This window comes from Clostridia bacterium, from assembly GCA_036562685.1.
GTDB lineage: Bacteria > Bacillota > Clostridia > Christensenellales > DUVY01 > DUVY01.
In genome coordinates this window covers 1-1,536 of record DATCJR010000020.1, presented here as the reverse complement: position 1 = coordinate 1,536, position 1,536 = coordinate 1, and the positions used below count along the sequence as shown (strand labels likewise).

Annotated in this window: 3 protein-coding genes; 2 read left to right on the top strand and 1 reads right to left on the bottom strand. The window is 31.4% G+C overall.

Going from position 1 to position 1,536, the window contains the following annotated elements; translation table 11 throughout:
• Positions 1–14: 14 nt before the first annotated feature.
• Positions 15–641: a redox-sensing transcriptional repressor Rex gene (locus VIL26_00820; GenBank protein ID HEY8389487.1), complete on the bottom strand. Its 627-nt coding sequence runs from the start codon at positions 639–641 to the stop codon at positions 15–17.
• A gap of 231 nt (positions 642–872) precedes the next feature.
• On the opposite strand from VIL26_00820, the gene VIL26_00815 reads away from it, so the two are divergent.
• Both VIL26_00815 and VIL26_00810 read left to right on the top strand, forming a co-directional pair.
• Positions 873–1,133: a YabP/YqfC family sporulation protein gene (locus VIL26_00815; protein HEY8389486.1), complete on the top strand. Its 261-nt coding sequence runs from the start codon at positions 873–875 to the stop codon at positions 1,131–1,133.
• Positions 1,134–1,152: 19 nt separating this feature from the next.
• Positions 1,153–1,536, top strand: a 384-nt coding sequence (locus tag VIL26_00810) for a sporulation protein YqfD (protein ID HEY8389485.1), incomplete at its 3' end; no start/stop codon positions are given.

The window sequence follows — 1,536 nt, the reverse complement described above, 5'->3', positions numbered from 1 at the left end:
ATGCCGGGGTTATTTTATTCATTAATCATATTATCGTATTTATATGCAAGCACCATTAGATTGTCTCTTAGATGTACATTTTCTACTATTACATCGTCTGGAACATCAAGATCTACATAACAGAAATTAAGAATTGCTTTGATACCTGCATCTACAAGCTGTTTTGCTACGATTGAACCTTCTTGAGAAGGTACGCACAAAATAGCAAGGTCAGGATTATTTTGTTTTACAAATTCAGGCAATTCACTTATATGATAAACATGACATCCGTTAATATCAGGCATTTCCACTACATCGAAAGCGCCTATCAGTTTAAAGCCACGGTTTCTAAACATTCTATGTGATATAAGTGCTTTTCCCATATTACCAGCGCCTACAATTATCACCTTTTTTTCTTTATCTAGTCCCAAAACTTTCTTTATCTCTTCATATAGTTCTTTAACATTATATCCATAACCCTGTTGTCCTGAAATTGTAAAATGTCCAAGGTCATGTCTAATTTGAGATGCAGTAACATTCATCTTATGTGATAATTCTCCTGATGAAACCTTTTTGATTCCAACATTCATATAGTCATCGAGATATCTGAAATATCTAGGAAGTCTTGATATTAGTTCCTTAGAAAGGATTTTATCCCCCATGTCAACCTCCAAAAGTTCTTTTTTATTTTTATATTATATCATAATAGTAATTGTTTAGCAATAATTGAAAATGTTTTTTTAATATTGTGAGTAAATCATCAAAAAACAGTAATTTCTAAATTATTATGATTTTAATTATTTTATGTCCTTATTTTTGATTCTATTAGACTTCTAATTATATGCTACACAATCATAAAATAAATAGTATTAATTGATTAGGTGTAGAAGTATATGGATTTTATGACAGAGCTGTCAAAACTTATTGACTTGCCTGCCGATATTATTATGCAATATCGATATACTGTTTTTGCTGGTCGTGCTGTATATGTTGCAGGACATAAGGGAATAAGGTTTTTTAGTTCTCAAAGCCTTGAATTGAAGATAGGCAAAGAGTTGCTTGTCGTTACAGGAGAAAATTTAGTAATAAAACACCTAAGCAATGATGATTTGATAATAACAGGCGATATAACTTCAGTCAGCGTAAACAAGTAAGAAGAAAAGGTATATATAGATGTTTAAAAAAATAGCAGATTATATATCAGGCAAAAACAAAGTTGAGATAACGGGACTTAATATAGACCGTTTGCTAAACGGATTGATTAATAGCGGCATAGTTTTATATGATGTTACACGTGTTTCTCATAGAGTTGTTATTGTTTGCGTTACGGATAAAATGCTTAAAAAACTGTTTGTTTACCTAAAACCCTTATGGTATAATGTCGTTGTATTATCTCGTTGGAGTTTTTTACATAGTTTGAAAACCCTAGTAACCCAAAGGCTGGGGTTAATTGTTGGATTTGCGGTCGCGATAATTGCTGTTATCACTTTTAATATGTTTGTTTGGGATATCAAGATAAGCGGCAATGAGTTGATCGCTAATGATACAGTTATACAA

Coding starts and splice junctions, on each gene's coding strand:
- VIL26_00820 (HEY8389487.1), bottom strand. CDS start 641: ATGGGGGATAAAATCCTTTCTAAGGAACTAATATCAAGACTTCCTAGA.
- VIL26_00815 (HEY8389486.1), top strand. CDS start 873: ATGGATTTTATGACAGAGCTGTCAAAACTTATTGACTTGCCTGCCGAT.